The organism is Microcoleus sp. MON1_C1 (assembly GCF_036701945.1).
In the GTDB taxonomy this organism is placed as follows: Bacteria; Cyanobacteriota; Cyanobacteriia; order Cyanobacteriales; family Microcoleaceae; genus Microcoleus.
Genome location: NZ_JAUBRO010000072.1, coordinates 1 through 24,956 on the forward strand (window position 1 = coordinate 1; position 24,956 = coordinate 24,956).

The 24,956-nt window shown below is 46.1% G+C and carries 17 protein-coding genes and 3 pseudogenes; 12 read left to right on the forward strand and 8 right to left on the reverse strand.

Annotated features, from left to right (window positions below; genetic code table 11):
* Window positions 1-39: 39 nt before the first annotated feature.
* Both QUA62_RS29540 and QUA62_RS26505 read left to right on the forward strand, forming a co-directional pair.
* Entirely contained in the window at window positions 40-222 is a 183-nt protein-coding gene (locus QUA62_RS29540) for a hypothetical protein (protein WP_445301721.1), read from the forward strand.
* Between the two features lie 164 nt (window positions 223-386).
* On the forward strand, window positions 387-773 hold the full coding sequence (locus QUA62_RS26505) for a hypothetical protein (RefSeq protein WP_333407774.1): 387 nt from the start codon (window positions 387-389) through the stop codon (window positions 771-773).
* Between the two features lie 132 nt (window positions 774-905).
* Here the strand turns inward: QUA62_RS26505 and QUA62_RS26510 are convergent, their stop codons facing one another.
* The gene (locus tag QUA62_RS26510) at window positions 906-1,310 is read right to left on the reverse strand and encodes a BON domain-containing protein (protein ID WP_333407776.1); all 405 of its coding nucleotides are present in this window, start codon (window positions 1,308-1,310) and stop codon (window positions 906-908) included.
* 338 nt (window positions 1,311-1,648) lie between these two features.
* On the opposite strand from QUA62_RS26510, the gene QUA62_RS26515 reads away from it, so the two are divergent.
* The 3 genes from QUA62_RS26515 to QUA62_RS26525 all read left to right on the forward strand — a co-directional run bounded on the left by QUA62_RS26515 (window position 1,649) and on the right by QUA62_RS26525 (window position 6,814).
* Window positions 1,649-4,363 carry a cation-transporting P-type ATPase gene (locus tag QUA62_RS26515; RefSeq protein WP_333407778.1) on the forward strand — a complete coding sequence of 905 codons (2,715 nt, stop codon included), beginning with the start codon at window positions 1,649-1,651 and terminating at the stop codon, window positions 4,361-4,363.
* 81 nt (window positions 4,364-4,444) lie between these two features.
* Window positions 4,445-4,972 carry a hypothetical protein gene (locus QUA62_RS26520; protein ID WP_333407780.1) on the forward strand — a complete coding sequence of 176 codons (528 nt, stop codon included), beginning with the start codon at window positions 4,445-4,447 and terminating at the stop codon, window positions 4,970-4,972.
* A gap of 210 nt (window positions 4,973-5,182) precedes the next feature.
* On the forward strand, window positions 5,183-6,814 hold the full coding sequence (locus QUA62_RS26525; RefSeq protein ID WP_333407782.1) for a sodium:proton antiporter: 1,632 nt from the start codon (window positions 5,183-5,185) through the stop codon (window positions 6,812-6,814).
* Here the strand turns inward: QUA62_RS26525 and QUA62_RS26530 are convergent.
* The 3 genes from QUA62_RS26530 to QUA62_RS26540 all read right to left on the reverse strand — a co-directional run bounded on the left by QUA62_RS26530 (window position 6,771) and on the right by QUA62_RS26540 (window position 8,644).
* Entirely contained in the window at window positions 6,771-7,487 is a 717-nt protein-coding gene (locus QUA62_RS26530; RefSeq protein WP_333407784.1) for a TrkA family potassium uptake protein, read from the reverse strand. The two genes, QUA62_RS26525 and QUA62_RS26530, sit on opposite strands and share 44 nt — an antisense overlap.
* Window positions 7,488-7,695: 208 nt before the next feature.
* On the reverse strand, window positions 7,696-7,977 hold the full coding sequence (gene gatC / locus QUA62_RS26535) for an Asp-tRNA(Asn)/Glu-tRNA(Gln) amidotransferase subunit GatC (protein WP_190663714.1): 282 nt from the start codon (window positions 7,975-7,977) through the stop codon (window positions 7,696-7,698).
* A 145-nt stretch (window positions 7,978-8,122) separates the two neighbouring features.
* Window positions 8,123-8,644 (reverse strand): photosystem I assembly protein Ycf3, encoded by a 522-nt coding sequence (locus QUA62_RS26540; protein ID WP_006635951.1) that lies wholly within the window; start codon window positions 8,642-8,644, stop codon window positions 8,123-8,125.
* Window positions 8,645-9,270: 626 nt separating this feature from the next.
* Here QUA62_RS26540 and QUA62_RS26545 point away from each other — a divergent pair.
* The gene (locus QUA62_RS26545) at window positions 9,271-10,593 is read left to right on the forward strand and encodes a hypothetical protein (RefSeq protein ID WP_333407786.1); all 1,323 of its coding nucleotides are present in this window, start codon (window positions 9,271-9,273) and stop codon (window positions 10,591-10,593) included.
* A 195-nt stretch (window positions 10,594-10,788) separates the two neighbouring features.
* Here the strand turns inward: QUA62_RS26545 and QUA62_RS26550 are convergent, their stop codons facing one another.
* From QUA62_RS26550 to QUA62_RS26560, 3 genes are read right to left on the reverse strand one after another with little or no spacing between them, the layout of a single operon-like run.
* The gene (locus tag QUA62_RS26550; protein ID WP_333407788.1) at window positions 10,789-11,013 is read right to left on the reverse strand and encodes a hypothetical protein; all 225 of its coding nucleotides are present in this window, start codon (window positions 11,011-11,013) and stop codon (window positions 10,789-10,791) included.
* 47 nt (window positions 11,014-11,060) lie between these two features.
* Window positions 11,061-11,237, reverse strand: coding sequence for a hypothetical protein (locus tag QUA62_RS26555; RefSeq protein WP_333407790.1), 177 nt, complete (start codon window positions 11,235-11,237; stop codon window positions 11,061-11,063).
* Between the two features lie 30 nt (window positions 11,238-11,267).
* A complete protein-coding gene (locus QUA62_RS26560; RefSeq protein WP_333407792.1) occupies window positions 11,268-12,443 on the reverse strand; it encodes a SpoIID/LytB domain-containing protein in 1,176 nt (391 codons plus the stop codon).
* 270 nt (window positions 12,444-12,713) lie between these two features.
* Here QUA62_RS26560 and QUA62_RS26565 point away from each other — a divergent pair, with 270 nt between their 5' ends.
* The 3 genes from QUA62_RS26565 to secA all read left to right on the forward strand — a co-directional run bounded on the left by QUA62_RS26565 (window position 12,714) and on the right by secA (window position 20,251).
* The gene (locus tag QUA62_RS26565; protein ID WP_333407794.1) at window positions 12,714-13,646 is read left to right on the forward strand and encodes a ribonuclease Z; all 933 of its coding nucleotides are present in this window, start codon (window positions 12,714-12,716) and stop codon (window positions 13,644-13,646) included.
* Window positions 13,647-13,801: 155 nt separating this feature from the next.
* Complete coding sequence (locus QUA62_RS26570) at window positions 13,802-17,092, forward strand: HEAT repeat domain-containing protein (RefSeq protein WP_333407796.1); 3,291 nt, start codon at window positions 13,802-13,804, stop codon at window positions 17,090-17,092.
* Between the two features lie 342 nt (window positions 17,093-17,434).
* Window positions 17,435-20,251 (forward strand): preprotein translocase subunit SecA, encoded by a 2,817-nt coding sequence (gene secA, locus QUA62_RS26575; RefSeq protein ID WP_333407798.1) that lies wholly within the window; start codon window positions 17,435-17,437, stop codon window positions 20,249-20,251.
* A 97-nt stretch (window positions 20,252-20,348) separates the two neighbouring features.
* On the opposite strand, the pseudogene QUA62_RS26580 reads toward secA, so the two are convergent.
* Window positions 20,349-20,984 (reverse strand): annotated as a pseudogene (locus QUA62_RS26580) (cyanobactin maturation protease PatG family protein); the annotation flags it as partial.
* 283 nt (window positions 20,985-21,267) lie between these two features.
* Here QUA62_RS26580 and QUA62_RS26585 point away from each other — a divergent pair.
* The 3 genes and pseudogenes from QUA62_RS26585 (at window position 21,268) to QUA62_RS26595 (ending at window position 24,663) form a co-directional block, all read left to right on the forward strand.
* Window positions 21,268-21,588: a helix-turn-helix domain-containing protein gene (locus tag QUA62_RS26585; protein WP_445301722.1), complete on the forward strand. Its 321-nt coding sequence runs from the start codon at window positions 21,268-21,270 to the stop codon at window positions 21,586-21,588.
* Window positions 21,589-22,131: 543 nt separating this feature from the next.
* Window positions 22,132-23,270: pseudogene (locus tag QUA62_RS26590) on the forward strand (IS4 family transposase).
* A gap of 303 nt (window positions 23,271-23,573) precedes the next feature.
* A pseudogene (locus QUA62_RS26595) lies at window positions 23,574-24,663 on the forward strand (IS630 family transposase).
* The last annotated feature ends 293 nt before the right edge of the window (window positions 24,664-24,956 follow it).

Below are 24,956 nucleotides of genomic sequence, written 5' to 3' on the forward strand. Positions count from 1 at the left end.
TACTAACGAACATACATTTGATTTCCCCAAAATACGTCAATATACTTACACACAGAAAATCATTTAGGATTGCTATATGCTGCCTATGGAGGTATTTACATTCTTGCATCTCTGGTTTGGTTATGGCTGATTGAAGGAGTTAAGCCAGATAAGTGGGACTTGCTTGGTGTTACAATTTCCCTGATTGGAACCGCTGTAATTTTGTTCAGCCCACATCGCTGAGCGGTGTTATTATCGAACTCAAACAGTTTACGCATCTCCTTTGGGTATGATTTCTGCAGAGCGGTAATTCCACTAAATTCCAAATATAGCAATCCTAAATCATTTGTGAATTTCTTACTCCCTCCCCGCGGGTTCGGGGAGGGTTGGGGTGGGGTAAAAAATTTATGTGGCAGGTTACTAAAAGTTGGCTAAAAGCATCAGGCGCAGAGTTTTGGTTGCCATTGCCGTTTGTGGCGATCGCGTTTTGGGCTGGCTCCAGTTTCCTAATGGCTCAAGAATTACAACAACCCCAAATCGCAGAGAATAAACTTCAGGCAGATACCCAGCTTAAAGCAACGGTATCTGTCAATATATTGCTGATCAACGCGGTGATTAACCGAAAACAAGGAACAACCCAGGTTGCGGTAGAAACAGCAGAACCCATTTTGAAGCGATTGGAATTAGAATTGCCAATGACTGACGCAACCCAGATAGAGGCAGCGATCGCCCAAGAACTACACTTATCACGTCAAAATGTTCGCCAGTTAGTTCGTTACGAGATCGTTGAATAAGTTTATTGTTTCAATATTGCGATCGCATCCAGTCAAATAAGGTTGTTAAATTTATAGGTTTCCTCACTGCGACCGCGCAATTTTTTAAGTGGCAAGAAGCGCCCAATACTCTTGCCACTTCACTGTTAGGAACTACTGAGTGACGATTTCGTTATTGATGGAAATATTCGGTGCAGTTTGCCGAGCAATTTGTTCTGCCAATGCTTTTTGTTCTGCCGTTTGAACGCGCCCTGTTAACACAAGCGAATTATCCCGATCGTCTGCGTCCAAATCGAATTGCTTGAGGGTGCCATTGGAGTCCAAGGCCTCTTCTACGCGATCGGCAATATCGTCAATGTCTTGATTCTGAGCCGTCTGTGCAGTCGTGGTTGCAGGCGCAGAAGCCGTTGGAACCGTCGTATTTCCAGTGGCAGTTGTGGGAGCAGAAGTAGATGGAACAGTTGTCTGTGAATTATTTGACGGGTTGCAAGCACCTAAACCCAAAATTGCAACTGTGCTGACGCTGATTCCTTGCACAAATAGCTTTAATAATTGCATATTTTTTGTTTGTTTTGTTTGTTGTGAAACGCAATTTTGCCGATAAAGCTCAGCATGAAGTCTTTGAGCCTTTCAAGTTAACAAGTGAATGTACGATTGTTCATCCATCAAAAGGAATGCTTTTTACAAACTGAAAAAACAACAATAAATCAAATCCAGTCAACTAAGGTTGGCAAGTCCATAAGCTATCTCAATCCCTTCTCTGCCTAAGTATAGGAAGCAAATGTGATCCAAATGTGAGTAACAGAAATCAGTCGATCACTTTTCCCTCACATTCATCAATGACGCTAGAAACAAGACGAAACAACACAGAAGCACTTGGCTTGAGAAGAAGCGTTATGACTGCAACGAATGTAGAAAAATTAGTAGAACACTCTTGGCATCACCTCTCTGTCGAGAAAGTGGCTCGGCTTTTAGAGACTGACCTGGAAATAGGTCTATCTTCCGACGTGTCAGCTCAACGGCGCGAGATCCTCGGTCCCAATCAACTAACGGCTCAGAAGCAGCAAAGTGCCTGGTTGCGATTTTTTCAGCAACTGAATCAGCCGCTAATCTACATTTTATTAGCCTCAGGCATAGTGACAGCATTTCTGAAAGAGTGGATTGATTCAGGGGTAATTTTTGGGGTTGCTCTGACGAATGCCACCATTGGTTTCGTTCAAGAGTCAAAGGCAGAGAATGCGATCGCCGCTTTAGCAAAATCTGTTGCAACTGAGGCAACCATTCTCCGCAACGGTCAAAAGCAACTGGTTTCATCCAGTGAACTGGTTCCTGGCGATCTCGTCTTGCTGTCTTCTGGGGATAAAGTGTCTGCGGATGTACGGCTGATCGAAGTCCGTGACTTACAGGTTGATGAGTCAGCGTTAACGGGAGAATCTGTCCCGGTTGAGAAGCAATCCCAGGCGCTAGAGGCAGACGCTGCACTGGCCGATCGCACGAACATGGCGTATACCGGAAGCCTGGTAACGTTTGGACAGGGACGCGGACTCGTCGTCAGCATTGGTGACATGACCGAGACCGGACACATCTCCCAACTCATGCAGCAAAGTACCACACTGGAAACCCCACTGAGTCGCAAAATTGACAAATTTAGCAAAACCTTGCTCTATGTCATTTTAGGTTTGGCTGCCTTCACCTTTGCTGCAGGCATTGCCCAGAGATTTTCTTGGGTTGAGGTGTTCAAGGCATCTGTGGCGCTTGCCGTCAGCGCAATTCCTGAAGGCTTACCCGCGATTTTAACGGTCACGCTGGCGATCGGGGTTTCCCAAATGGCAAAGCAGCACGCCATTATTCGCAAACTTCCGGCAATTGAGACGCTGGGCAGCACCACCGTGATTTGTTCCGACAAAACCGGAACCTTGACACAGAATCAAATGACGGTTCAAGAGATAGATGCCGGTGGAAAGCGATATCGGGTTAGCGGTGGAGGATATGCACCAGACGGGAAAATTTCTGTAAATGGACACTCCGTTGACCTGGCGAACGCACCTGCTTTGTATGAATGCCTGCAAGCAGGATTGTTGTGCAACGATTCGCATCTAGAAGTGCAAGATGGAAACTGGACTGTAGTCGGTAGTCCAACAGAAGGGGCGCTGGTTGCGGTAGCCCAAAAAGCGGGGTTAATTACTGAGAAACTGGAGGAAGCGCTTTCCCGGCTCGATACACTGCCGTTTGAATCTCAGTTTCAATACATGGCAACCTTACACGACGATCGTCCACAACGGTTGATTTATGTCAAGGGTTCAATTGAGGCAATTCTCAAGCGCTGTCGCCAGATGCTCGATGAAGAGGGAGAGGCGAGATCCCTCAACCCCGTGCCGATCGAGCAAACCGTGGAGAGAATGGCAAAAAAAGGGTTACGAGTTCTGGCACTTGCCAAGAAAGTTGTACCCGCTTCTCAATCTTCAATTGAGCATTCTGATATTGAGGAAGGGTTAACTTTTGTGGGTCTGCAAGGCATGATCGACCCGCCTCGCCCCGAAGCGATTCAAGCGATTCAAGCCTGTCGGTCTGCGGGAATTCAGGTCAAGATGATTACCGGCGACCATGCCAAAACAGCAGCAGCGATCGCGCACCAAATGGGACTAAATCAAACCCAAGAGGCTCCCGTTTTTACGGGTCAAGAACTCGCTCAAATGAATCAGCAGCAATTAGCCAATGCTGTTGAACAAAGCTGCGTGTTTGCTCGTGTAGCGCCAGAACAAAAGCTCCGCATTGTCGAAGCACTTCAGTCTAAGGGCGAGATTGTGGCGATGACTGGAGATGGAGTTAACGATGCTCCCGCCCTGAAGCAAGCTGATATTGGGGTAGCGATGGGCATCACGGGCACTGAAGTCACAAAAGAAGCCGCAGATATGATTCTGACGGATGACAACTTTGCTTCGATCGAGAAAGCAGTTAAGGAAGGGCGCACGGTTTATAAGAATCTGCTGCGGGCGATCGCCTTCATCCTGCCCGTGAATGGTGGAGAGTCCATGACCATCTTGATTGCCGTACTTTTGGCAACCCCACTACCCATTTTGCCAGTACAAATTCTCTGGCTGAATATGGTCAGTTCAGTTGCGTTGAGCTTACCGTTGGCATTTGAGCCGCCCTCTCCCGATGTCATGCAACATCCACCTCGACCGGCCAATGAACCGCTGCTGTCTCGCAGGCTGACGGCTCGGATTCTGACAGTTTCGGTATTTAACTGGATTGCGATCTTTGGGATGTTTGAATGGATCGTCCAAACCACAGGCAATGAAGATCTAGCCCGGACGATGGCAATTCAAGCATTGGTGGCTGCCGAAGCTTTTTACCTGTTAAGTATCAGTCGCTTCGTTCCGGCGATCGTCGCCAAACTACGCGGTAAAGATGAATCAGTTGGCTATGCTGTGGCGATCGGCATTGCGGCTATTTTCATTCTCCAATTCCTGTTTAGCCAATGGGGCATTATGAATCAGTTATTCGACACTGAAGCTTTGAGCACAATCCAAGGCTTAATTTGTATCGGATTCGGACTGCCCATGATTGCTTTGTCAGCTTTGCTAAAGCGTTTTGCACCTCTGAACTAAGTGGTTTTTGTGATGCGGCTATTCACAGCGGCTTTACACACTATTTACCAATTTTGTAGCGTTGAATATTGAAGATTTCTCATGAATTACCAAAATCTCAAACGTGCTAGCGGCCTATTTACTAATCATCGAAACGTAAAGCAGGCGCTAGTTGAGCTAAAAAGCAGGGGTTTCCCCATGCAAAAGATTTCAGTGATTGCTAAACCTTCTGACAATGATGATTTAGACTCTCTGGGAGTGCAGCAAATTTTAATCACAAGAGCAGCAGCCGCACAAGTAGGCGCGATCTTAGGCAGCATACGACTAGGTGCACTAGCCTTAATTGTTGGACTCAGCAGCCTGCTAATTCCCGGTATTGGTCCGCCATTAGCGGTGGAAAGCATTTTAGCAACTTTCTTTGGAAGTGGGATTGCTGCAACTGCGGGCGGCCTATATGGCGCACTTCAAGGATGGTTGGCGCCAGAAGAACAAGCAAGAATTTACAATGACAGATTTAACCAGGGAGATTATTTGATCGTCATGGAGGCAAGAGAAAATGAGATCGTAATTGCTGAACCTGTTTTTAAACGTTGGGATATTCGGAGGTGGCGTGTCTATGATGCTACCTAAATTCAAGGTAAGAAAAGACGATTACCTTTGAGGAATTTATTCGCGCAAATCAGAACGTCCAAAACCACTCAAAATTTTGACTGTCGATGGCTTTGGGCGATCGCTCTCCTACTCCTTAGATATAAGATATGGAGCGACAACTTCCATTACCCGCCTTAGTGGCAACCGCGATTGGGTCGGCAATGCTTTTTCTTTGAGGAAAACGAGTTTATGAGAGGAGTATCGGTGATCGAGTCGATTGTAGCGCAACCACCTCCCTTGGGCAGCAATCCTGCTACAAATAGCCAAACGGCAGGAGTCATTCCTGAATTGGTCATTATCTTGATAATTCTGCTGCTGATTGCAACTGTTGTTGCACTCGTAACCCAACGGTTGCGAATTCCCTATGTGACGGGCTTAGTGTTAGCAGGCTTGCCCATTACGGAGCTCTTGTCGCGTCGAATTGGTTTAGACCCCTCTTTAGTATTAAATCTTTTCCTACCAATTCTGATTTTTGAAGCAGCTATCAATACCGATATCAGCCGTCTCCGCAGCACCTTTAAGCCGATCGCCCTGCTGGCGGGTCCAGGCTCGATCTTTTCCTCAGCAATTATCGCTGTTCTGGTTAAATTTGGGCTGGGGCTAGACTGGATTCCTGCGTTGCTGATCGGAGTCATTCTGGCAAACACTGATACAGTCTCAATGATCGCGGTTTTTAAGGAGATCCGTGTGCCTTCCCGGCTATCCACCATCGTGGAAGGAGAAACGCTGTTTAACGATGCGGCTGCTCTAATTTCATTTAATTTGGTTTTGGTCATTTATGCGACAGGTTCTCTCACCGCTATACAAGGCGTGAAGGAACTGCTCGTGGTTGCCTTAGGTGGGGCACTGGTCGGGGGTGTTTTAGGTTATTTAAGCGTGCCGATATTTGTTCGCTTAGACGATCGGTTGAGTAGCCTTTTGTTAACCGTCGCTCTGGCATTGGGAACCTTCCAAATCGGACAATTTTTAGGCGTATCGGGCGCGGTGGCGGTGGTCATCGCCGGACTTGTTTTTGGCAACCTTGGGCTGCCTCGCAGTTCGTCTGCCTCGGATCGGATTACCTTGCTGAGTTTCTGGGAATACGCTGGTTTTGGCGTCAATACGTTTATTTTCTTGCTGATTGGGATTGAAATTAACCCGCTGACGCTGTGGAGAATTTTGCCATCCATTTTATTCGTTATTCTGGCCTATCAACTGGGACGGATTCTCTCAGTCTATTTGTTATTAGCGGGGCTGCGCTGGTTCGATCGTCCCATTCCGCTACGCTGGCAGCACGTTTTGGTTTTAGGGAATATTAAAGGGTCTCTATCAATGGCCTTAGCTGTTACGATTCCCTTGAACCTACCAGGACGGGATAACATCATTGCCCTGGTGTTCGGTGCAGTTTTATTCTCCTTAGTCGGACAGGGATTAAGTTTACCGTGGATGGTAAAACGACTAAAAATAAGCCGTGTTTCTGATGTAATGCAGGAAGCTGGGCAGTTACAGATTCAGTTGATCGCTTCCAAAGCGGCTCAAGATGAGCTAGATAGTTTGCTGAAATCTGGCGTGTTGCCGAAGGCAGTTTACGAGGAGTTATGGGCATCGTATCAAGCACGAGTAGCACACTCTGAGCGAGTGCTGCGCGATCTCTACAATAAACATCGGGCAGGGCAAGTACAGGGCGATCGCAGCGGGCTAGATACGATTCGACGGCGATTGCTCCTAGCAGAAAAAGGAGCCGTTAGCGATGCCCTCCGCAAGCGAATTGTTCCAGAGGATCTGGTTGAGCCTTACATCAAAGATTTGGATGAGAAACTTCTAACGTTGGCAGATGACTAGCGCGAATGCCGAGGTAATCAATCATCTGGTGAACTAGCTCTGGACGGGTGACGACCAAGATGGTAGAACCTGCTTCTAGAACAGTATTGCCGTTCGGAATCTCCAGATTGGCGCACGCATGGCATTGATAACCAATAATCAGCGAACCTTTTGGAAAACGAGGGTCTTGAGCAATTTGAGCAACGCTGCGGCCTGCCACATTGCAATCGCCTGGAACGGGCAGCTTTAGCACCTCGACTTGTCCTTGTTCAAAGTGCATCATCGATTCGATTTGAGGGTATTCAATCGCATTGGCCATTGTTGCGACTGCCAAATCAATCGTGCTGATGATGTGACTGGCTCCGGCAAGTCGATAGGCTTCCATGAATTCGCGATCGCGCATTCGCACCACAATATGGGAGATGCCATAGCTTCTGGATAGGGTGATCAGCGCTAAATTCAGTGCATCGTCCCTGAGTGCTGCAACGACTGCGTTTGCTTGTTTAATTCCTGCTTCCAGAAGAACCGTTGTACTCACCGCACTGCCTTCAAATGCCATTACTCCGATTTTTTCACGAGCAAAGCGACAAGCAAGCGGGTCGGCATCGATGATTGCCACCGTATGACCGAGTTTTAATAACTGCTGGGCCAAACCCAGCCCCATCATTCCTGCTCCACCAATTAATACGTACATGACTATTGGTCACCCCAAAAAGGAACTTTACAGATCATCGCTATGAGCGATATTGTGTTGGGTTTCTATCAGTTTAATCGGCTTGTGGGGTGGCTTATACCGGGCTTACTTATTACCTGTTCCACAGTTAATTTAATCTGGTTTTGGGGCAGGCATGGCTAGCCCGCCCCTCAAGAAATGTTCCTCAGTTAGGTGCCTAGTGGGAACCCTACATAATCTTAGGCACTTTAAAAAACTCCCCATCGCGATCGGGGGCTCCCTCCAAAATACTTTCTCGCTTAGGAAAAGGTTGCAAATCGTCCGATCGCATCACATTACTAACATCGATCGCCCGCGTTGTCGGCTGCACCTTACTCGTATCCAGTTCGCTCAACTGCTCAAAATAATCCAAAATACCGTTAAGTTGACCAGTAAACTGCTCTTCTTCTTCCGGCGTTAATTCCAATCTCGCTAAATTCGCTACTTTGCGAACTTCTTCTCTGTCAATCATAAAAATGTGTAATTGGGAATTAGTGAGTAGTTTTGACTGGTGCTCTGTAAGTTTTAAGTGAAAGAGTTTTCAATTCACCACTCAACACTTAAAACCCACAACTTTTTGTTTACCCAATCAGGCTTTTGGTAGCTAACAACTGAGGTTAAAAATACACATCAATTTGCGATCGACCTGTTGTCTTCAGCCAATTTTGCACCTCAATGTAATTGTTGGGGGCCAAGCGAATAGCCTCCTTCCAATAATCTGCCGCTTTATCAAACAGCCCTTCCGCCGCTTCTAGATTGCCAGCTTCCTTTTGTTTTTCCCCTTGATAGTGGTAAATCACAGCAATATTATTCAGCGCTTGTGGCATTCTCGGATTGAGCTCCAGGGCTTCGCTGTAATATTCCAAACCTTTATCGTGTTCGCCGTTGCTAGTATGGATCAGCGCGATATTGTACAAGACATAACTGCGATCGTAAGGATCTTCCTCCAGCTTCAGCGCTTCATGATAATTTTCCAGCGCTTCAGCATATTCGCCATCTGCTTGAGCTGACATACCATCCCGGTAATAAGCAAAAGCTTCCTTCGCCTGCTTTTTCGCCGGCATAATCTTCAGGATGATATCAGCCATTACCGTGAAGCTTTTGTCAATAAAGTTATCGTTGCGTTGAGTTCTTGGCATATGCGATTCTTTGGTTAGTGGCTAATCCGAAAAATTAGCCTGTAAAGTTTTCCTATTAATAATTGCGCCACTGTTTTAGTTGGCAGTTGTGTTGAGGGCGCTAAAAAGTCTAGTCGATCGCAAGTGCGAAGCTTAAAACACGCCCTTGGGTTTAACACCCGCGCAAGCTCTATCTATTTTATATAAGTCTTGCAAGACTTGCAAAAAAACCAGATTTCTTTAACCTCTCTCTCGCACTCTAAACAAAACTTACAAAAACCCGTGCAGAAAGGAAAATTTTTGCAGTAGGGTGCAGGGGCGATCCTCTTAGATGGCTTGCCTTCGGATCGATTCGCTAACGCCAATGGGCGATCGCGCACACCCTACTAACTGTAGCCATAATCCCCCTCGTTGACCCTCAGAGCAAACAAGCAAATAGCCTGCCGAGGAGAAATTCCATCACAAAGTTTTATTAAGCTATCCGAGTTCAGCCCATACTTAAAAGTTATTCGGCAAAACACTAGCAATATTTTGCCCCAAAGTCAAGGGCAGCATCAAAAAAAATCAGAAACCCGATCGCCAAAACCAGCTCGAATTCCCGCAATATATAATAAAAATAACCGGGTAATTTTCACAGAGAGAAACCTATGGCTCCGAATCCCACCATTATGCAAGCCGTCGAACAACTTGGCTACCGCGTTACGGTTGGAGACGTGGCGGCAAAAGCTGGATTAGATATCAATTTTGCCCAGCGAGAATTGTTAACCCTCGCCTCCGAAGCAGGCGGCAACCTGCAAGTAGCAGAATCCGGCGACATTGCCTACCTATTTCCCAAGAACTTTCGAGATATTTTGCGAAACAAATTCTTGCGCTTGCAGTTGCAGGAATGGTGGCAAAAAATCTGGCGCATTTTATTTTATCTAATTCGGATATCTTTTGGCATAGTGCTGGTAGCTTCCATCCTCTTAATTTTTGTTGCTATCACTATTTTAATCTCCAGTTTACTCTCCAGCAGCGACAGCAATAACGGGGGAGGAGGAGACGGTGGCGGCGGGGGCGACAGCGGCGGCGGCTTTTCGTTTTTTCCCTACTTCTGGAACGACTTAAGCGGGATATTTTACTGGAACCACGACCAACGATACCACCAGCAGCGATCGCGCTTAACTGGCCAAAAACCCCAGATGAGTTTTCTAGAAGCAGTTTTCTCCTTTCTATTTGGAGACGGGAATCCCAATTACAATCTAGAAGAGCGCAAGTGGATCGATATTGCGACTGCAATTGGCAACAACCGAGGCGCCGTCGTCGCCGAACAAATTGCCCCATATCTAGACAATCTCGGACAGGGATACGCCCGAGAATACGAAGAATATATGTTACCGGCTCTCGCCCGTTTTGACGGCCGCCCCGAAGTCAGCCCCGAAGGGCAAATAATTTACCATTTTCCGCAATTGCAAACCACAGCCGTCCAGAAAAATCCTCAACCAGTAGCAGCTTATTTGCGAGAAATGCTGTGGCGTTTCAGCAACGCCAGCTCCGGCCAAATCATGCTTGCAGCAGGGTTAGGAGCCGTCAATCTTGTCGGTGCGTTAGTTTTGGGGAATCTATTAACTAATAATTTAATCGCAGGTGGATTTATCGGTTTTGTCACCGCTGTTTATCCCATGATCCTGATTTACGGCGTCGGATTTCTCACAATTCCTTTAATTCGCTACTTCTGGATTCAGTGGAAAAATAGCCGGATAGAAGCCCGCAATCAAGAGCGTCAGCAGCGAGCAATGTTATTAAACGAACCTGATAGCACCTTGCTCAAAAAACTCACCTACGCCCGGGAATTTGCAGCAGAAAACTTTCTGACTGGAGAAGACTTAGCTTATACAACAGAAACGGAATTAACCCAACAAGAACTAGAACAGTCAGCAAAAATAGATGCCGAATGGCAGCGGAGGATCGATAGCTCGGACAAGTTGTAATACTAATGAAAAAAAACCCTTGTTTGTTGTTAAGTTAGGTTGAACTAAAATCTTGCACCATTTTCCCGAAGAGGCAGGATGCGTGTTCCACAATAAAACATCTCTGTTGGGGAACGGGCTTTTAGCTCGTTGCTAAGAATTGTGGAAAATGTCAATCGTTATTGATGCCATAATTTTTTCTAGTCCGAGTTTTTTTTAACTAACCTTAGGGCGTTTAAAAATCAAACAATTTTGGTCATACTTCGAGTCGTGATCTAGAGCCACAAGTTCCCATCCCTCCTCCCCCAAATGATTGACAAATAGATGCAGCGAGCCTTGTTTCCAATCTCGCTGTTCTTCACCGTTTACATATAAACTAATCAGCTTGTTTCCAAAAGGATACATATTCGCATCCACAAATAAATACTCCCACTTTTGCATAGCAATCCTTAATGTAGTTAGTCATGTAGTTAGTCCTCAGTCATTAGTCATTCCCAATTCCCAATACTTCGGCTACGCAGTTCTTGGTCTTCGACTACGCGGTTCCTGAGCGTAGTCGAAGGGCGATACAAGTTCCCAATTAATTCGTTGTATTCAGGACACGGAAGTGACGGATACAGAAATAGCTGTTTTTCCCTTATTCTTTCCTCCTTTTTATTTTTCATTCTTCCTTCTTCCTTGTCCATTCCCAGCAGTTACTGGACTGCAATTCTAGCCAAAGTAGTACCCCGGTAATAGTGCAATAAAATCTGCTGGTAGCCGTATCCTTGTCTGGCCAAATTGTAGGCACCCCACTGACTCATTCCTACAGCATGGCCGAAACCTTTGCCAGCAACTTGAAAACCCGTAGGAGCTTGGCCGCTGTTCCTTGGGTTCCCACCGCCCCCATACTGAGGAATCACGGTAAACCGCGTACTCCTCAAATTTAAAACCCGGCGTAAATCTGCGCCAGTCATGACCCTAGAACCGCCATCTCCAACTACTTTCATCCTCAAAACGCTGCCGTGAGCGGTAGTGCGTTCTGGCTTCATCGAGATCACATTGCCCACGCCAGAAATCTTACTGCTGATTTGAGCCCGAGAAAAATTTTCTTTCCATTGGTAAACCGGCGCCCCTTGGTCGAAATCAGGAACAGCACGCAGGTAAGGCAAGGGTTCCGTCCAAACATCCTCGACATTTTCAGTATGTCCCCCAGACGCAGAGTGGAAAGCGGCTAAAATTATCTGACCGTTGTAGGCCAGAACTTGACCAGCGGTTGCATCGACTGCGGAATAAGTGCCAGAAGATTCTGTTTGCAGTCCTTTGTAAACCTGCGAAGACTGAGTGCTGTCCACGTCGTAAAGGTCGGTTTCGCTTTTGAGGCGCTGGTGGATAGCGTAGGAACGGGCGGCGACTGCTTGGGCTTTCAAAGCCTCTTGAGGCCAATTGCCACTCATCTCGGCGCCGAGAACGCTGTAGAGATATTGTTCGATATCGACGTAGTTGACGGCCGTCAAGCCTCCTTTTTCGGGAACTAGAAGCGTGCGTCCCCGATACCAACGATCGCCAATCCAGACATAACCGTTCCCCGTCGGCTCGATCCAAACTTGGTTGGCCGCCCAGCGACCGATCGCCACTGTTCCCGATCGCAATTGAGCCGACTGAGAACTGTTTGCCGACAGTTCGCCCAAATTGCGCCCGCTACCGTCGCGGATTGCAGCCTTTGTAGAACTGCCGACTTTTATCTGACTTGCCCCGTCTTGTACCGCTACTCGCAAGATCAGCGCGGCCTGGGCTGGGGCTACCATTACCAGCCAAAACAACAGCGAAATCCAAAAGTAGCGTTTTTTTAATGTCGAAAGAACGGAAGCAAAAAATACTCCTGACTGCATTTGAAAATTTTCCTTTTATGCTGTATGAGTTTGACAAGTTTTAAGGGGAAGCTGCGGTTCGGGAAAAAGGAAGAGGAACGAAAGAAAGAAAACGTTAGAATTGGGTTTGGCACTCTGTGCGCTGCTCGAAAATGATTTTAGCAACTAGATGTTCGCAGGAACAGCGATTTATCCCGGTTCCTGGGTGTGACTATTTCCTGTATGTCGGATTTGCCGCACTCTGGATATATGTAACATATTTTTTAAGACTTAATTGAGGTGATTTGACTCTTGCAGATTACATTTCTCGGAACTAGCTCCGGCGTCCCCACGCGATCGCGCAACGTTTCCAGCATCGCTCTCCGGTTGCCCCAGCGAGCGGAACTCTGGCTGTTTGACTGCGGCGAAGGAACTCAGCACCAGTTTCTCCGCAGCGACCTAAAAGTCAGCCAACTGAGCCGCATTTTCATCACTCACTTGCACGGCGACCATATTTTCGGCTTAATGGGTTTGCTAGCTAGCTGCGGTTTGGCGGGGAATGTCAAGCGCATCGATCTTTACGGGCCTCCGGGACTTGAAGAATATTTGCAAGCTGGCGTTCGTTATTCTCAAACTCATTTTTCTTACCCGGTTAAGGTACACAAAATTCACGAGGGAGTCATCTATGAAGATGACGAATATATTGTTAGCTGCGGCCCTTTGAAGCACCGAGTTACTGCTTTTGGCTATCGAGTAACTGAGAAAGACCGTCCGGGACATTTTGATGTAGAAAAAGCTAAGGCTGTGGGTATTCCTTCGGGGCCGCTTTACGGTCAATTAAAACAAGGAAAGACGGTAAAGTTAGAGGACGGGCGACAGTTTAAAGGTACTGATTTTTGCGGCCCGGATCAAATCGGGCGCAAGTTTGTGTATTGTACTGACACGGTTTTTTGTGACGGGGCGGTGGAATTGGCGAAGGATGCTGATTTGTTGGTGCATGAAGCTACTTTTGCTCATCAAGATGCTCAAATGGCTTTCGATCGCCTGCATTCAACTTCGACAATGGCGGCTCAAGTGGCTTCGATCGCTGGGGCGAAACAGCTAATTATGACGCATTTTAGCCCACGTTACGCTCCGGGGAATGCGATCGTCCTGGATGATTTGCTCAAGGAAGCGCAGGCAATTTTTCCGAATACGAAAATGGCCTATGACTTTTTAACTTACGAAGTGCCCAGGCCTGTTTAAAACTAGGGTTAATCTGACCTGAGATGTGACCGCATTTTCAATAAGGGCGATCGGGGCGGGCTCTGGGGCCCACCCCTCAAGAAAATTTTAAATATCACTAAAATTGATAATTATACCAGTGTAAACTATATTAATCACAAATATTTAAAATTACCATGACTGAATTGGCATTAGCCTTAAAACTAGCATCAGGACTCGGCGCAAAACTTGCAGAAATAGGATTCAAAGAAGCTATTAAAAAATTTAATCCTAGCGATTTTGAAAAAGCTTGTAATTGTGGGATCGAAGCTGCCGATAAAAATAAATTATTCTCTGGTTGCGAACAGGGTGTAGTCGAAGATTTCCTTAAAAGTTTCTTGACGGGTAAAGCACTTCCAGAACTCCTGAAACCTTTCAACAACCAAGAAAAGCCTCAAGTTGAGTTTTTAGTTGAAGCCTTTAATGCGACAGTCCCCGAACACAAGAAAATTCAAGACAGATTCGATGCCGCCAGACTGCATGATTGGTTGGAGATTTTTGCTGAAACCTATTTCCATAAAACAAGTAGTTATTTAAGGTTTAAAGTTGCCAAAGCCGACTATTTGAAGCAACTGGCATACTGGTTTGATGATGTTAAATTTGCTGGCATTGCAGTCGAAAGTCAGGAAATCGAAAAATCGGAAAAGTTGGCTCAGATTTTTGTAATGCCCGATGTCTTGGAAGAGGTAGATGTAAATAGTTTTCGTGCTATGTTGGCCGATATATTTTTCAAATTTGCAGAAGGCAAAAACCGGCAACCGATGCCAAGAAAAACTCGCTCTGCTAGAAAGTTTTTAGCCTCACAATTATTGAATCAAAATCAATCAAATAAATTTGTGTTGCTGGGCGCCCCTGGTTCTGGCAAAACAACTTTACTGAGCTTTTTTGCGGTGATGTTGGCTCAGAATGCTCCAGAAAAACTAGGCTGGGATTCTGGGATAGATTGCTTGCCGATTTTGATTAAGATTCGGGATTTTGCTAGGCTTTCAGATATCAATCTCCTCGACTATGCCCGCCAGTTTGCCGAGAAAACTATGTCCGTGAAACCGCTGCCAGAAGGCTTTTTTGAGTATTGGCTGGCAGACGGTAGGGCGATGATTTTGTTGGATGGATTGGATGAGGTTGTTGAAGAATCCAAGCGCTATACGGTGGTGCAGCACATTGAGAATTTTTTGGGGCAGTATCATCAAAATCTGGCAATTATTACTTCTCGCCCTGCTGGTTACAAACGCGATTTTTTTAATACTTCGGAGTTTGAACACTATCAGTTACAACTGTTTGATAATCCTAAGGTTGATGAGTTTATTAATCACTGGTACGACAGCCGCGTTCGAGATGTCGCAGAAGCTCAACGTCGCAAAGATAGCATTAAAAAAGCTCTGGATGAAAATGACCGAATTAAATTGTTGGCTAGAAATCCGCTATTGCTGACAATTATTGCTTTGATTCACCGCTATCAAGTGGTACTGCCGAGAGCCCGCCACAAGCTTTATGAAAAAGCTGTGGAGACGCTGTTAAAGAATTGGGATGCTAACAAGAACCTGACTGAGCAGTCGGGATTCAAATGTTTAGATGCAGACGACTTACGGCGGCTGATGGAAATTCTCGCCTATTGGATTCACACTCAGGGTAGTACAGATAAGTCTGAAGGCGGGACGCTGATTGCTAAGGATGATTTGTTAGATCAGTTAACTCAGAATATTAAAACCAAAAAACAGGTTGAACGGTTCCAGGCAAAAGAGGAAGCTAAACGATTTGTTGATTTTATTCAACAGCGGACGGGATTGCTCAACGAACAAGGACAAGATTTGTACGCTTTTGTACACAAGACTTTTCAAGAATATTTGTGCGCTCAGGAAATCGGCTATCAGGCAGATGATGAGGATGATTTTGAGATTGTTCTCAATCATATTCGAGAGCATTTGCATGACCCCCACTGGCGGGAAGTGTTGCTGTTGTTGATTGCTCAACAAAAACCGAAGAAAGCGGCAAAAGCGATGCGGGCAATTTTGGCGGCGAATAGCGAGCATGAGCAATGGTTGCACCGCGATTTATTTTTTGCTGGCAGTTGCCTTGCTGAAAATATTAAAGAGTTAAAGGTTGCAGATTCCCGTCTAACTGTGGAGATTTTGGAGAAGTTGGTTGAGTTGGAGGTAAGGGATGAGAAACAGGTTGGTCGCAGAGTTCGCTCTCAGGTTTTTCAAATCCTTTGCAGTATGAGTGAGACTGAGTTTGAGGCGCAAACTTTGCAACTTTTGAAAGCAAGGGGCATTAATGAAAATCGCTTGTGGGAATATCAAGCAGCTTTAGGGGAAAAAGAAGCTGTCATCACTGCCATGCTACTACGCCTCGAAGATGGGAATGAGGCTGTGCGTCGTGATGCAGCACAAGCCTTGGGTACGTTGGGAAATGCTTCAGAAATCGTCATTAATGCCCTGTTGTTACGCCTCCTCCAAGATAAGGATTTGTTTGTACCTTTATTCGCAGCCCAAGCCTTGGGTAACTTGGGAAATGCTTCAGAAACCGTCATTAAGGCCCTGCTGTTACGCCTCCAAGATGAGGATTTGTTGGTACGTTTTTTGGCAGCCCAAGCCTTGGGTAACTTGGGAAATACTTCAGAAGCCGTCATCAATGCTCTGCTACTAGGTCTGGAAGATGAGGATAACTCGATGCGTGCCTCGGCAGCATCTGCCTTGGGCGAGTTGGGAAATGCTTCAGAAGCCGTCATCAATGCCCTGCTACTAGGTCTAGAAGATGAGGATAACTCAGTACGTTTTTTTGCAGCATCTGCCTTGGGCGAGTTGGGAAATGCTTCAGAAGCCGTCATCAATGCCCTGCTACTAGGTCTGGAAGATGAGGATAACTCAGTACGTTTTTTGGCAGCATCTGCCTTGGGCAAGTTGGGAAATGCTTCACAAGCCGTCATCAATGCCCTGCTACTGAATCTGGAATCATTGTGTGCCAAGGCAGCATCTGCCTTGGGCAAGTTGGGAAATGCTTCAGAAGCCGTCATCAATGCCCTACTACTAGGTCTGGAACATGACGATAACTCAGTGCGTCGTGATGCAGCATCTGTCTTGGGCAAGTTGGGAAATGCTTCACAAGCCGTCATCAGTGCCCTGGCGCAACGTCTGGAAGATGGGGATAAGTCAGTGCGTGGTGAGGCAGCCCAAGCCTTGGGTAACTTGGGAAATGCTTCAGAACCTGTCATCAGTACCCTGCTGTTACGTCTCGAAGATAGGGATGACTTTGTTGTGTACTCGGCAGCATCTGCCTTGGGTAACTTGGGCATGAAATCTAGTGAGGTTTTGCCTGCTGTTGTGCAATGGGTTGAGCAGCATCAGCATACAGAATATGTCGGCTCAGGTATTGATGTGTTGTGGGATTTGGTGGCGGGTGAGGGAAATCGATCGTCGGTGGATTTTTAGAAGTATGTAGCTTTTGGGCGAGTATAACCCGATCGCACTTCCGGAAATTTCACCAAAAATGCGATCGGTCTGCTGTTTGACGATTAGGGCCCTCCATCCCCTTAATAACCCGGAACAGAGGTCAACTATTCCATCGAAAATCCAAAATCTAAAATCTAAAATCGATCGATTATTCAATCTAAAATCTAAAATCGAAAATCCAAAATCGGTCGATCGCCCGCAGCCACGGCCGAGGAGAGCCAATGGTTGCTACAATCGGGGAGGGTATATGTTGTGGCTAACACTACAGCCCGTAACCCTGAAAGCTAATAGCTAAATTATTAAAAATCTGCCTCTCCTGCCATGTTTAAAAATCTGCTAGGCGATCCCAACGCGCGCAAACTTAGAAAATTTCAGCCTTGGGTAGCTGATATCAATATCTTGGAACAAGACTTCCGCGCACTCTCAGACGACGACCTCAGAGGCAAAACGGCGGAGTTTAAAGAACGTCTGGCAAAAGCTAAATCTCTCAACGAAGAGAAAGAGCTCCTAGACGAAATCTTGCCCGAGGCTTTTGCAGTGGTGCGGGAAGCAGGACAACGGGTTTTAGGAATGCGCCACTTTGATGTCCAACTCCTCGGGGGCATTATCCTGCACAAAGGCCAAATTGCCGAAATGAAAACCGGTGAAGGCAAAACTCTCGTGGCGACGCTGCCGGCTTACCTCAACGCCCTCAACGGTAAAGGCGTACACATCATCACCGTCAACGATTATCTCGCAAGACGGGACGCGGAATGGATGGGACAAGTGCACCGCTTCCTGGGATTGACTGTGGGACTGATTCAGCAGGGCATGGATCAGGTGGAACGAAAGAAAAATTATAGCTGCGATCTTACCTACGCCACTAACAGCGAAGTCGGCTTTGATTATTTGCGGGACAACATGGCTACGGTCATGGAAGATGTAGTGCAGCGTCCTTTTAATTTCTGCGTGATTGACGAGGTTGACTCAGTGCTGATTGATGAAGCACGGACGCCTTTAATTATTTCCGGCCAGGTGGAACGCCCCAGTGAGAAGTATATACGGGCTGCTGAGGTAGCTGCTGCTCTGAGAAAGGAAAATGAAGAACATTACGAGGTTGACGAAAAGGCTCGGAATGTGCTGTTGACCGATGAAGGGTTTGGTGAAGCTGAGCGGTTGTTAGGTGTTACGGATTTGTACGACCCGGCTGACCCTTGGGCGCATTACATTTTTAATGCGATTAAGGCGAAGGAATTGTTTATTAAGGATATTAACTACATCGTCACTCCCGATCGCGAAGTCGTGATTGTGGATGAGTTTACCGGTCGGGTGATGCCGGGACGGCGCTGGAGTGACGGTTTGCACCAGGCGATCGAAGCGAAGGAACGGGCGGAAATTCAGCCGGAAACTCAGACGCTGGCGACGATTACTTATCAGAATTTCTTTTTGCTTTATCCGAAGCTGTCGGGGATGACTGGGACGGCAAAGACAGAAGAAACCGAGTTTGAGAAGATTTACAATCTGGAAGTGACGCTGGTTCCCACTAACCGGATTACCAGCCGCACAGACCTTTCGGATATGGTTTACAAGGCGGAGGCTGGGAAGTGGAATGCGATCGCCCAAGAATGCGCGGAAATGCACGAGATCGGTCGGCCGGTGCTGGTGGGCACTACGAGCGTAGAAAAGTCGGAGTTGCTGTCGCGGCTGCTGCTGGAACGGAAAATTCCTCACAATTTGCTTAATGCTAAGCCAGAAAATGTGGAGCGGGAATCAGAAATTATCGCTCAAGCCGGACGCAAAGGCGCTGTGACGATCGCGACCAACATGGCGGGACGCGGTACTGATATTATTTTGGGCGGTAATTCTGAGTACATGGCGCGCCTCAAGTTGCGGGAGTATTTTATGCCCCGGATCGTGCGGCCCGAGGATGAAGACGGGTTTTCGGTGGTGCAAGTACCTGGTATTGGTGGCCGCCCCGCAGCTCAAGGTTTTGATCCGACTAAGAAAAAGGTAAAGTCTTGGAAAGCTTCGGCGCAGATTTTCCCGACGCAGCTATCGAAAAATGCCGAACAAATGCTCGTGGCGGCGGTGGAATTGGCGGTGAAGGAGTACGGCGCGCGATCGCTCTCGGAATTGCAAGCCGATGATATCGTGGCTATAGCTTCGGAAAAAGCGCCGACAAAAGACCCGGTAATTCAAAAATTGCGGGAAGCTTACAATTTAACTCGCAGCGAATACGATGCTTTTACCAGCACCGAACACGATGAAGTCGTGCGGTTGGGAGGCTTGCACGTCATCGGTACAGAACGCCACGAATCGCGCCGGATCGACAATCAGTTGCGCGGCCGGGCGGGACGCCAAGGAGACCCTGGTTCTACGCGGTTTTTCTTGAGTTTGGAAGACAATTTGCTCAGGATTTTCGGCGGCGAACGGGTGGCCGGTTTGATGAAGGCTTTCGGTGTTGAGGAAGATATGCCGATCGAATCTGGAATGCTGACTCGTTCCCTCGAAGGCGCTCAGAAAAAAGTCGAAACCTACTATTACGATATCCGCAAGCAGGTATTTGAATACGACGAAGTGATGAACAATCAGCGTCGAGCAATCTATGCGGAACGTCGCCGAGTATTGGAAGGTTTGGACTCCAAAGAACAGGTAATTAGATATGCCGAACAGACGATGGATGACATCGTGGGAGCATACATCAATCCCGATTTACCTTCGGAAGAATGGGAACTCGACAAACTTGTGAGCAAGGTGAAGGAATTTGTTTATCTGCTGGCTGACATGACACCGGATCAGCTAGAAGATTTGTCAGTTGAGGAAATTAAAACTTTCTTGCACGAACAAGTCCGCAATGCTTACGACATGAAAGAATCGGAAGTTAATGCAATCCGAGCTGAATTGATGCGAGATGCGGAACGGTTCTTTATTTTGCAGCAAATTGATACTTTGTGGCGGGAACACTTGCAACAAATGGATGCTTTGCGCGAGTCTGTAGGGCTGCGCGGTTACGGGCAAAAAGACCCGCTGATCGAGTACAAAACTGAAGGTTACGAGCTGTTTTTGGACATGATGACGGATATCCGCCGCAATGTGGTTTATTCGCTGTTCCAGTTCCAGCCGCAGCCGGCAATGCAAGTTTCACCAGAGATGGTTTGAAAATAGTTAACTGTTAACAGTTGAGTGTTAACAGTTGACTGTTACAGCAGTGGTCACAACGATTAGTACAATTCCCAAAAAGAAGACGTAGCAGCACCTAACGTGGGACAGACCACGATCGCACTGCACCCAGCCTCACTGGCATGAGATTGGCAACGTCGATCGTGAATCGATACACCTTTTTGGCGCGACCGCTGTTTTCTGAGTCGAAAAACTTCAGCTTCACATCCCAACAATTACTATTCAAGCGACAAAAGGGGCTTTTTTCAACTTCAATGCTGTCTAGTCCCATGCCGCCATTAATGGCTTCGGCAAAGGTGGAGGCAGCTTGAAAAGCATTTGTGGCTGCAAAATTGAGGGCGCGATCGCGATCGAGGTGTCCTAAGTTTCGCAGGTCGTAGTAGATGCGATGCAGGAAACTCTTGAGGGAACGCCGCATTCTCACGTTGTCAGGTTCATTGCTTTCAGGGCTAACGGTAGCAACGGCTGCTTCCACAAGGGCGTTAACTTGCCAGCCGTACATTCCTCGGACGTTTGGGAGGGCTAGGACAGGGACAATTTGACCAGAGAAGAGTTCGACTGTGCGATCGCTTAGACTACGAGGAATGCTAACTCGCTCGATATAATCATCACTAGATTCAGGCTGAATTTGTCCAGCCAGCAGCATCTCAAAGACGGCATAGATTTCACTAGCAAAAGCCTTGTGGGTTTCTAGGGCGTAAATAGGGGTGAGTTACTGATTGGAGTTTAGACGGAACTTATACCAATTTCCTAAAATACTGCTACAGTTAGTAGGTGTATCTTTTGTGAATTAGTACCCAAATATAAGGAAGAAAAATGTCAGTCGTGGGTCAAGATTGAAATTAGGGAAACAGAAGAAGAACTGAAAGCTCTTCTGAGGAAAGAGAAAGATGCGGCTCGCCACGAAAAACTGCAAGTCCTGTATTGGCTCAAGACCCAAACTGTAGAAACCGTATTATCGGCTGCTGTGCGGCGCGGGAAAACAGCGTACCACAATACAAAGATGGTTGTCTAGCTATCGAGCGGGGGGAATAGAAGAATTATTATTTCAGAAACCACGTTCGGGAAGACCAAGAATAATGAATCCGGAAACCATAGAGAGATTATCACAGGAATTGCAAGAGCCAGAAGGATTCAGTAGCTACAAAGAAGTACATCAATGGTTGACAAGCTGCTGTGAAGTAAAAGTGGCATATCGGACAGTACATCAGTGGGCAAGATATAGGCTCAAAGGCAAATTAAAAGTCCCCCGTCCTGTGAGTGAAAAACAGAAAGCAGGGGCAGTAGAAGAATTTAAAAAAAACTGTCATCTCTAATTAAAAGCAGTCTGAGCCAGAGTGGGAGCTTTTTAAAACAGTGGAAAAAAGTGCGATATTGGAGTGAAGATGAAAGTCGAATGGGGTTGCATACAATTCAAAAAAGGAAGTTAACTGGGAGCGGAATAAAACCACAAGTCCAAGTGCTATGGGATTTTATTTATTTGTGGTTATATGGAGCAGTAGAGCCGCTAAGTGGAGAAAGTTTTTTTATGACTTTACCCATTTAGATACAGTATGCTTCGAGAAATTTTTGGAGCTGTTTGCCAGTAAGTATCCGGCAGATTTGCATATAATTCAAGTAGACAACGGCGGATTTCATAGTTCTTTAAATCTCAGCATACCAGACAATGTGATTTGACTATTTCAGCCAGCTTATAGTCCAATACGGTTCAGTTAAGGCTCAAATAGTGGTAAATTAGGTATGGTGTCCACAACTGGAGAACTAGCACGGTGCATCTCAAAGAATTCTCATTAGTATCTCCCAAGATCCCAAGTACGGAGATATTCAAAGCCATAGAGAGAGCAATTCCAGCCAGTGCAATTGAAGAGGCGATTACTAAAACGAAGGTTGAAGAGAAACGTCATCGTGCCCTGCCAGCACAACTGGTAGTGTGTCTGGTAATAGCAATGAGTCTGTGGTCAAAAGATTCAATGCGGGATGTCTTAAAAAATTTAATTGATGGTCTTAATGAAGCATGGGTGAAAATTGGTAAATATTGGCGGTTTCCCTGTAAATCGGCAATCACTCAAGCCCGACAAAGATTAGGAGCAGGTGTGATGAGACAGTTGTTTCATTCATTAGTGCGACCAATGGCTACAGTTGAAACAGTAGGAGCTTTTATCAGCGAACTCAGAGTCGTAGTAATAGACGGAACCTGCTTAGATATCCCGTCTGGGTGATGAGAATGCCAGGGTTTTTGGTCGTCCAGGAAGTCGTCCAGGTACAAGAGCAGCGTTTCCGAAAGCTAGATTAGTTATTTTATTAGAGGCGGGAACACATTTAATATTTGACGCCTTAATGTGTTCATATAAAATGGGAGAAAGAGTAAGAGCGTTAAAGTTGTTACGCTCAGTAACGCCGGGAATGCTATTGATGTGGGATAGAGGTTTACATTCTTATGCGATGGTAGAAGCCACAGTCAGTAAAGGTTGTGAGTATGTGGGGCGAATTCCATCCAACGTTAAATTCTTAAACGAAACACAATTAGATGATGGTTCATATTTGAGTGGGATTTATCCATCAGGCAAATTAAGAAAAAAAGGATTTAAGCCCATACAGGTAAGAGTAATTGAGTACACAATTGAGAATTACGACCGCCCAGAACCACGAATTAGATATCGTTTAATTACCAGCTTGTTGGACGCGGAAAAATTTCCTGCCCAGTTACTTGCCTGTGAATATCATCAACGTTGGGAAGTCGAGAATACGATTGATGAACTCAAAGTACATTTATTAGGACGAAAAACTCATATTCGTTCTCAAAGACCGAAAGAAGTGGTACAAGAAATTTATGGTTTACTACTAGGACCGAAGAGCTGTAAGGTCATTAATTTTTCAAGCAGCAAGCAGTGCAGGTGTTTCACCATTGCGTCTTTCTTTTACTGGAACATTACGAGTTATTCGTCGTGCTCTGCCAAAATTCCAGCGGTTACAACCACAGGAACTTCCCTTTTTTTAAATTGGTTAACTTTGGAGATATTTGACCAACTTCTACCTGAAAGGGTTCATAGAAACAACCCAAGAGTTGTGAAAAAGCCTGTCTCAAAATTTCGGTCGAAACAAGTTAAACACAGAGGTACTGGAATCATAATGAATCCTCCTGTATTTATTGTTTTAAGCACTGCATAGCCTTAACTGAACCGTATTGGCTTATAGTCCAGAAGTCAACCCAATAGAAAGACTGTGGGGGTATCTAATATCAATTCCGGCTGCGCCGGAATGATATACTGAAAGAGTGTCAAGAGTGCAAAGAGGGCAAGTTATGCCTAAACGTCTCAAGTTAGAGTCTCATCAAACTCCCTCGCCCGTTGTCTCAACTTTATCGTCAAGCATCAGAGCCAATTGAAAAGACGCGCTACCAAATAATTTGGCTATTGGCAACTGGACGACTGACAGAAGATGTTGCCAATGTCACAGGTTACTGCCGTAACTCAATATATCGCGAAAGTTCGTCGCTACAATCAATTAGGTGCTAATGGTTTGAAAGACAAACGTCATCAACATCCGGGCACTCAACCTTTAATTTCTCAAGTACAACAAGCACAACTTTTGCAAACTTTACAAACTCCTCCCGCTGATGGAGGATTATGGAACAGTCGTAAAGTTGCTGAGTGGCTCAGTAATTTATTGGATCGTCCAGTTAGCGTCCAAAGGGGTTGGGATTATCTACGTTCGTTGGAGTTTCGGTTACGAATACCCCGACCGGAACATGACCTAGCGGATATAGAAGTCCAAGAAGCTTGGAAAAAAAACGGAGAGTGCGAGCCAAGCGAATTCAACAGCAGCATCCATTGGCAGCAGTAGAAGTATGGGGAATGGATGAGCATCGTCTCGGATTAAAGCCCATAATTCGGCGAGTCTGGGTAGGGTATGGGGAGCAGCCCATAGCCAACGTAAATTGGCGCTATCAATGGCTATGGTTATATGGTTTTGTACACCCGTCAACGGGAGAAACATACTTTTGGATTCTCCCAAAAGTTAACATTGAGCTTTTCAACAAAGTTCTAGCAGATTTTGCCGCCTGAATTTGGAGCTGGTAAAGATAAACACATCATCTTAGCTATTGACCAAGCTGGATGGCATACCAGCCCACAAGTTCGAGTCCCAGAGGGTTTATACTTGGAATTTCTGCCATCCCATTCTCCCGAATTACAACTGTCTCAGAACGTCTGTGGCCTTTAGTAAATGAACCAATTGCCAATCAGTCATTTCAAAATCTGGATGAATTAGAAGAAGTATTATTTCAACGTTGCCAAGTTCTGCTGAAACAATCTTCTTTGATTAAAGGGATTACTTGTTTCCATTGGTGGCCAAAAACCCAAGCTATATCATTCCGGTGCAACCGGAATTGATATAAAAGAACAATTGAAATGGTTGAGATTTGAACAAATAGAAGAGTTGAGAGAGGCGGTGCGAAAAGAGTTAAAAAAGTTGACTAAAGAAATCATTGCTTCTTTGACAGGATGGGAATTCATTTTAGATGCCTTATCTGTAGCCCGACTTTAGGAAATTGGTATGACTGGGAGTTGCTCTGACTTTGTAGTCATGTATCAGGTGAACGCTCTCACAAAGTTGACTAAAGAAATCATTGCTTCTTTGACAGGATGGGAATTCATTTTAGATGCCTTATCTGTAGCCCGACTTT